Raw genomic sequence first — 6,997 nt, 5'->3', positions numbered from 1 at the left:
GGCTTGGGCTTGAGCAAGTGCGGCTCCCTTTGCGTCCCCGTGAATGATAGGCAGGTCTTCCTTTGAACTGCCCCCCATTTCGACCGGACAGTCGGCATAAGCAGAAAGGCTCAAGCACAGGCTTGAGGACAGGCTTATGTCTAACGAGTATCGACACGTTGAATTGCTGACGGGTGATGTTCGCCGTAGGCGGTGGACAACCGAGCAAAAGCTGACAATCATTGAGCAGAGTTTCGAACCCGGCGAGACGGTATCTTCGACCGCTCGCCGTCATGGCGTCGCGCCCAATTTGCTTTATCGGTGGCGCAGGCTCTTGAGCGAGGGAGGTGCTGCAGCCGTGGATTCTGACGAGCCGGTTGTCGGCAATTCCGAAGTGAAGAAGCTGGAGGATCGTGTCCGGGAGCTGGAGCGCATGCTCGGTCGCAAGACGATGGAGGTCGAAATCCTCCGCGAAGCCCTTTCCAAAGCGGACTCAAAAAAAAGGATATCGCGGCCGATCTTGTTGCCGAAGGACGGTTCGCGATGAAGGCCGTCGCAGACACGCTGGGCGTCTCCCGTTCCAACCTCATCGAGCGGCTGAAAGGCAAAACAAAGCCGCGTGGGCCATACCACAAGGTCGAGGATGCAGAGCTTCTGCCCGCCATTCGCAGGCTGGTGGATCAAAGGCCGACGTACGGCTATCGGCGGATCGCCGCGCTCCTCAATCGCGAAAGGCGAGCCGCCGATAAGCCTGTCGTCAACGCCAAACGGGTTCATCGCATCATGGGTAACCACGCAATGCTGCTGGAGAAGCATACGGCCGTTCGCAAGGGCCGCATCCATGACGGCAAGGTCATGGTCATGCGCTCAAACCTGCGCTGGTGCTCCGACGGTCTGGAGTTCACTTGCTGGAATGGTGAGGTCATTCGTCTCGCCTTCATTATCGACGCCTTCGACCGCGAGATCATTGCCTGGACGGCAGTTGCCAATGCGGGCATCTCCGGCTCGGACGTGCGCGATATGATGCTGGAGGCGGTCGAGAAACGCTTCAACGGAACCAGAGCCCCACATCCAATCGAACATCTGTCGGACAATGGGTCGGCTTACACCGCGAGGGATACGAAGCTGTTCGCCCAGGCGCTCAACCTGACGCCCTGCTTCACGCCGGTGGCCAGTCCGCAGTCGAACGGAATGTCAGGACCGCGAGATCATTGCCTGGACGGCAGTTGCCAATGCGGGCATCTCCGGCTCGGACGTGCGCGATATGATGCTGGAGGCGGTCGAGAAACGCTTCAACGGAACCAGAGCCCCACATCCAATCGAACATCTGTCGGACAATGGGTCGGCTTACACCGCGAGGGATACGAAGCTGTTCGCCCAGGCGCTCAACCTGACGCCCTGCTTCACGCCGGTGGCCAGTCCGCAGTCGAACGGAATGTCAGAAGCTTTCGTCAAAACCCTGAAGCGAGATTACGTCCGCATCTCGGCACTACCGGACGCCGAAACGGCGCTCCGTCTCATCGACGGATGGATCGAGGACTACAATGAAATCCATCCCCATTCCGCTCTCAAGATGGCTTCCCCTCGGCAGTTCATCAGGGCTAAATCAATCTAGCCGACATGTCCGGCGAAACGGGGGGCACTCCAGGGATACGCCGGTTGGCGTGAAGCTGAGATGGCCTGCCTGCCCCATTTTTATCGGTTTATAACACCTGTGGCAATGCGAGCGCGAGCGCAGACGATAGGACAATAAACACGGCGAGAACGATTGACTTCATTGCGCTCTGATCTCCCCGCCTAATTGCGATAACAACGAAAAAGGCCAGCAAAAAGATAATCAATAAGCTGTAATAGGCCGCTCGAAAAACATTGACGAATTGATCGCCGAATGAGGCGTCCTCCAAAGGCTTCCGTTGGAAGTCAGCAATTCCCAGAAGAACGATGTAGTAAGCGACGAAGACCGACTGGATGACCGGGTCGCGTCCCCAAATCGCAATCACTGATACGAGGGGGCCGATGACGGTAAACGATATGATTGCGTATCCGACGACCGGGACGGCAGTTGTTTGCCAGAACGCGACCGAAATCTCGACGCCGATCGCCACCCATAAGCAGATAGCAACGGGCACTGCGCATAAGGTGAAAGCCCATTTCAATTCATATGACGTAACAGCTTTAGGCATCATGGGTGACCTCGCATCTGACGGTTGGCAGAGATAAAATCACCATATAGTTGTATTAGTGTTTACTTATTGATGATTGTGTCGCAGGGTTAACTAATCCGTAGTAAAGGACTTCAATCTGGGCGAAGGCGATAAACTCGACTTCTCGCATTTTTAATCTCGTCGAAGCCAGGCTGGATGTTCCTGACGGTTCGTATCCGGCTGTGTGGATACTCTGGTGCAATTTGAAAATTAAGTTGGCAGCAGGGAAATAACGCCGTCGTGCGTTTTGGTCTGACAAGCTACACCGACAATCCAGAAGATGGGTACGACGTATGATACGCGGGCGTTGTTCTTGAAAATTTTGACGCTTCGAGTTTAAACGGCGGTATGTTCCTGGTCTGATAGTCGTTTATCCATAAGTACAGATGGTCCCCTCTGGTCGTTCCCGCCGCTGACGATGTCAGTGGCGGATCGACGGTTTATGTCAGTTTGCCTTCAGCGTGGCGGTGTAGCTTGAGGGGGTGTCCGCATAGGTACGCAACAGGTACGTTCCCGCATCCACTTCGTACTCAATGCTGGCTTCACGGGAGAAGGCGGTACTGATCAGAACGCCATCGCCACCTCGACTGCCAACCAGACGAAGATCGAATGTGACGTCCGGTTGGTCGACTGCGATCCTGACGCGGGTAGCATTCGAAAGCGTGAAGGCGAACCAGGCGTCTTTCATCGGACCTTCGCCGGTTTGTCCCCTGAAGGTCATGACACCCTTGACCTCCCCCAAATTGGCAGGTTGTTCCGCTGTGCCTGCGGCGACGTAACGAGATTCTGCAAAAGCGGGAATGCCGTCCGCGCCAAGGAGTGCGATGACGACGGAAAGCAGGCGCAAAACCGGTAGAAATCTTTTAAGCATTGTTTCCTCTCTGAATAGTTCGCTTCCATCGGGGTAACCCGGGAAGCCGCCGTGGGCAAACCATCCTTTCTGGACATGTTGACACCAGCCTCCTAGTGTCCGCTTCAGGTCAAATCCGGTGGCATTCTGCCGTTCAGGTGTATTCAGCGAAATGAGGAGCATGGACGTCCTTGAACAGTGTAACGTCAGCAGAGTGGCAGGAATTTGTAACCAACAGGTCGAAAGAGCTTTCCGACCCCGCCGTGGCCGAGGCCCTGTTGAGGTTTCAGCTGGTTCCCGGCGGCCCCCGGACGGAAACTGCAGATGCATATATTCATCGGGGCGACCTGGAGATTGACGGGGATTTCGTCCCGTCTTCATGGATCACTGTGATCGACGGAAACCTGCATGTCAGCGGCAAGGTCTCAACACAGATTGAGGGGGGCGATGGGCATGTTACCCTCGTTGTTTTCGGTGATTTGAAATGCGGCAGCGTCGATAATGACTGGGCCAGCATCATCTTCGTCACCGGAGACGCTGTCGTCAGGGATTGGGTTTTCGCGTCCAGAGAAGACTCGTCGATGGTAATCGGTGGTGATTTCAGGACGCCGATTTTTATCGGTGCCGATATCTGGGTATCTGTCGGCGGCTCGGTCGAGATGGAATACGGATACGGGTATGCAGTCGCTCTCGCGTGGTTTGCTGACGCCTATGGCGCACCCCAGGTGAAGCCGACATATGGTTGGCGCGAGTTGGCCATGAAGCTCGGTCTGGGACAAGGGCGTATTCGCGAGGAGCAGCTGATGGAACTGCTAGAGGAGCGTTTGCGAACGACAGGAAGCCTGTTGCGCCCGATATGAACGCCGGGCATTACCCTCTGTGGAAGTATGCTTCTCGCGAGGTTTTTTCTCCGACGCGGCGGCCTGACCTATTGGTGACAAATCGGAGCAGATATGAGGAAAGCAGAGCGCATAGGCCTGCGATACTTTGAGGTATCGGCTATCAGCGGCTTTTGTGCTGCATTTTTGAGCTTCGGAACAGCCGCAGCGATGCCATCGACAAGCTATTAAAAATCATGACAATCACTCTACAGGCCACCGCAGCAACGTTTGTTGAATAGCCAAACTTATCTGTTCCTCTGACGGTGCATCTGACTCGAAGTACCTGCCAAAATGTGTTGCTAGCGCGCTGATATCGTCTCTTGTGATTTCTGACAGCATCTGTGGATCAATTTGATCCCCGAACACTTTAAAAATGACCTCGCAGCACTCCATAGGGGATGCCGCGTCTTCTGGGAGGGGCGGACATAGAGCTCCGCCAAACTCCTGCCCCATAGCAGACAGAAAATCCATTCTATCCTGTTCGTTCAAAGTCACCACTCCCCATGAACCTCGTACCTTATGACAGATTCGAGAAATTGCTGTCCCGGTTGATTTATAGTCTGTTTTGGACAGTAATGAAGCTATGCAAAGCAAGCTATTCTGGCACCAGAATCCATGAGAGTTCAACTGGGAATACTGTCCAGAAGCTTGGTCAGCCGTTCTCCAGATAGATCGTATAGTCCGTGGCTCAATGAAATTGGCTGGTGCGCTGGAAGGGGCAGCCTCCCTTGATGCGCCCACGCAAAGAATAATTTATTCCAATATTCTTACGTATTTTCAATAATTATAATAATGTGTTTGAATTTTGCGAGTTTTGTGAAGATTACATTTTTGTATAAATTTATTTTGGGGCGGATTAATTGTTTCGATCATTTGTGAACGTACTCGTTGCATCCAGCATGTTTCTTCCGTCTGTAGGGCAGGCGACGATCATTAAGGGTAAGCCTGGGCAGATTTTCTATCGCTATAAGACGCCGATTTTGGTCGTCGCTCAGCCAGGGCTTCCCCCGAATAAAGACATCACTGCCCTACTTCGTCGGCGGTGTTGGTTACCCGTTTTCCGAAAAGCTCCCCATGAAGGCCGACTGGCAGGATGATGATTGGCGTGTGGTTTCTGGAGCACTTCCCGACGGTATCGTTTTCGACAGAGCAACGCAGACCTTTTGGGGAACGCCTACGGCCGAGGGCAAGGGAACCATCGTCGAACTCGAAGGTTACGATGCGAACGGTGAACTTGTAGCAACGGCCGTAGCCAATTTCGACGTCTACACGGTCCAGGGAACCCCGGTCACGGTAGACCTCTACGCCCACACGGGCAAGTACCGCTTCGACACGCTGCCCATTCCGAACGGGATCACCGTTGACAGTTGGCGGCGGGTGTACATGCCGCCAGACGGCATCACCGTAAACGGCCCCTACTTTGAAGGAACGCTGTCCAAGGCGGGCGTCTACCCCGTCTTCATCCAAGGCATCAACTACATGGGCGACGTGGTCGCCACCTACCAGGGAAAATACACGGTAGAGGACGGTCCAACCTTCCCCCACATCCCTGACGATGTGCGCAAGCTGCCCCAGATCGACAACGGTGCATACGGTGCTCTCTTCAATTTCGGCGCGCCAAATCCGCATAGACCGAACCGCCTGATCAACCCCACCCGTCCGGCTGGCTATTATCTCGAGCTGGAAACGGGCGAGGAACTGCCGTTCGGCGTCATCTCCAACCAGGTCTCGAAAGACCTGAAGCTCTCCGGCTATGCGACGCAACCCTACGACACGACCAAAATCCGCTTCAAGGCGATCGACAGCGACGCCACCGTTGGATACTCGAATTGGTTCACGATAGGCACTTCCGACCCACAGCCTGGATGTAACCCCTACTACAGTGGAAACTGGCCGCTGACCGTATTTTTCGAAAAACGGGCATAGCCGATAAGCACGACTTGTACATAAACCTGTTGCCAATCAAATCATTTGACAACAGGTTTATGTGCAAGTCGTGCTGGAGTACGAGTGCGCGCTACGCATAACTGATCACTCCAGTTCGTCACCCGGCATCTGATAGTCCCTGCTTCCAGGCACAATCAGTAGTACGTTGAAACCCTCATCAACATTGAAGGTCTGTGGGGCGAGTAGTTTGTTTGCATGTTCGGAAATGAACCAGCGCGCGATGTTCTCATCATGAACTGCCGATACGCTTTCCCGGACGCTCTTTTTGATCGTGTCGATAATTTCGATGCGGGGCTTGTCCCGTGTGTTGAGATGGATGAGCTTTTTCCGCGCCGGGCTACCCGCATCGGAAACAGCGATGGAGACCCTGTCCTTCGTGTAGCTTTTGACCCGGACCCGCAGTCGCTTCGGCCGCGCCGCATCAAACCGTTCGTTGATCGCCCTGATGCGTGCTTCGATTTCCGCATCGCCTAGACGCGCCTCGGGCATAATGTCGTCCAAAGGCACAAGCTCTTCGCCAAATTGATGGCGCGCCACTTCGGCAGCGTGATGGGCATAGGCGAGATGGGTTACCGGCAGCGCCTTCAGCCACTTGTGGCGCTGCGTTATCGCCATCGATTTTGCCGCCTCCTCGCCTAGCTTGGCGATGGAGAAGTTTTCTCTTTTTTGCCCCTCATTGGTCATCAAAGTTGCCTGCCAGACATCGCCATCCGCTGTCTCGACGCGCCTCACACCGGAAATGCCACTTCGGTTGTTCTTGCGCAGAAGCACGGCCTGCTCGTGGTTGGTGGCGGGCGGAATGGCAAGGATGATGGCGTCGCGATAGGCACGCGCCTGACGATAGGCGGCATCGCCCGAACCGTAGACACTGTCCTTGAACAGCCTGACGATCCTGTGGCCGCGCCGCCTCAGGCTTACCCACCAGCCGGCACCGCGGTGTGCCCCGGCGGCTTCTTCTCGACGCAAGCCATAGTGGTCGGCGTCGTGTTTTGTCTGTTTCGGCCTTGCTCCTACCGGCACGTCCACCCCCTCCTGTCAAATTTCATGGGTAGTATTTTGCCCTATCCGGGTTGCAGAATTCATGTTGAGTCCATGGTTTCGCCACAATGTTTGATTGCATTCTGTCGAGATTTTGG

General features: G+C 54.8%; 5 protein-coding genes and 2 pseudogenes. 4 read left to right on the top strand and 3 right to left on the bottom strand.

What is annotated here, in order from left to right:
* Window positions 1–136: 136 nt before the first annotated feature.
* Together O8B93_RS25985 and O8B93_RS25980 are read left to right on the top strand one after the other, a co-directional pair.
* Window positions 137–1,176, top strand: a pseudogene (locus O8B93_RS25985) (IS3 family transposase); the annotation flags it as partial.
* Window positions 1,169–1,594, top strand: a pseudogene (locus O8B93_RS25980) (integrase core domain-containing protein); the annotation flags it as partial. The pseudogenes O8B93_RS25985 and O8B93_RS25980, both read left to right, overlap by 8 nt.
* A gap of 88 nt (window positions 1,595–1,682) precedes the next feature.
* Here the strand turns inward: O8B93_RS25980 and O8B93_RS25975 are convergent.
* On the bottom strand, window positions 1,683–2,165 hold the full coding sequence (locus O8B93_RS25975; protein ID WP_269712768.1) for a hypothetical protein: 483 nt from the start codon (window positions 2,163–2,165) through the stop codon (window positions 1,683–1,685).
* A gap of 463 nt (window positions 2,166–2,628) precedes the next feature.
* The gene (locus O8B93_RS25970; protein ID WP_269712767.1) at window positions 2,629–3,216 is read right to left on the bottom strand and encodes a PPC domain-containing protein; all 588 of its coding nucleotides are present in this window, start codon (window positions 3,214–3,216) and stop codon (window positions 2,629–2,631) included.
* Window positions 3,217–3,224: 8 nt separating this feature from the next.
* On the opposite strand from O8B93_RS25970, the gene O8B93_RS25965 reads away from it, so the two are divergent.
* Both O8B93_RS25965 and O8B93_RS25960 read left to right on the top strand, forming a co-directional pair.
* On the top strand, window positions 3,225–3,893 hold the full coding sequence (locus O8B93_RS25965) for a hypothetical protein (RefSeq protein WP_269712766.1): 669 nt from the start codon (window positions 3,225–3,227) through the stop codon (window positions 3,891–3,893).
* Between the two features lie 1,095 nt (window positions 3,894–4,988).
* Window positions 4,989–5,840 carry a hypothetical protein gene (locus O8B93_RS25960; RefSeq protein ID WP_269712765.1) on the top strand — a complete coding sequence of 284 codons (852 nt, stop codon included), beginning with the start codon at window positions 4,989–4,991 and terminating at the stop codon, window positions 5,838–5,840.
* 105 nt (window positions 5,841–5,945) lie between these two features.
* Here the strand turns inward: O8B93_RS25960 and O8B93_RS25955 are convergent, their stop codons facing one another.
* Complete coding sequence (locus tag O8B93_RS25955) at window positions 5,946–6,881, bottom strand: hypothetical protein (protein ID WP_269712763.1); 936 nt, start codon at window positions 6,879–6,881, stop codon at window positions 5,946–5,948.
* Window positions 6,882–6,997 lie beyond the last annotated feature (116 nt).

Source organism: Martinezella rhizogenes (genome assembly GCF_027460065.1).
GTDB classification, from domain to species: Bacteria; Pseudomonadota; Alphaproteobacteria; order Rhizobiales; family Rhizobiaceae; genus Agrobacterium; species Agrobacterium rhizogenes_C.
This window is presented reverse-complemented; position numbering and strand designations above follow the sequence as displayed.

Bases quoted from the DNA above. Each gene is read 5' to 3' on its own strand.
- O8B93_RS25975 (WP_269712768.1), bottom strand. From the start codon at position 2,165: ATGATGCCTAAAGCTGTTACGTCATATGAATTGAAATGGGCTTTCACC.
- O8B93_RS25970 (WP_269712767.1), bottom strand. From the start codon at position 3,216: ATGCTCCTCATTTCGCTGAATACACCTGAACGGCAGAATGCCACCGGA.
- O8B93_RS25960 (WP_269712765.1), top strand. From the start codon at position 4,989: ATGAAGGCCGACTGGCAGGATGATGATTGGCGTGTGGTTTCTGGAGCA.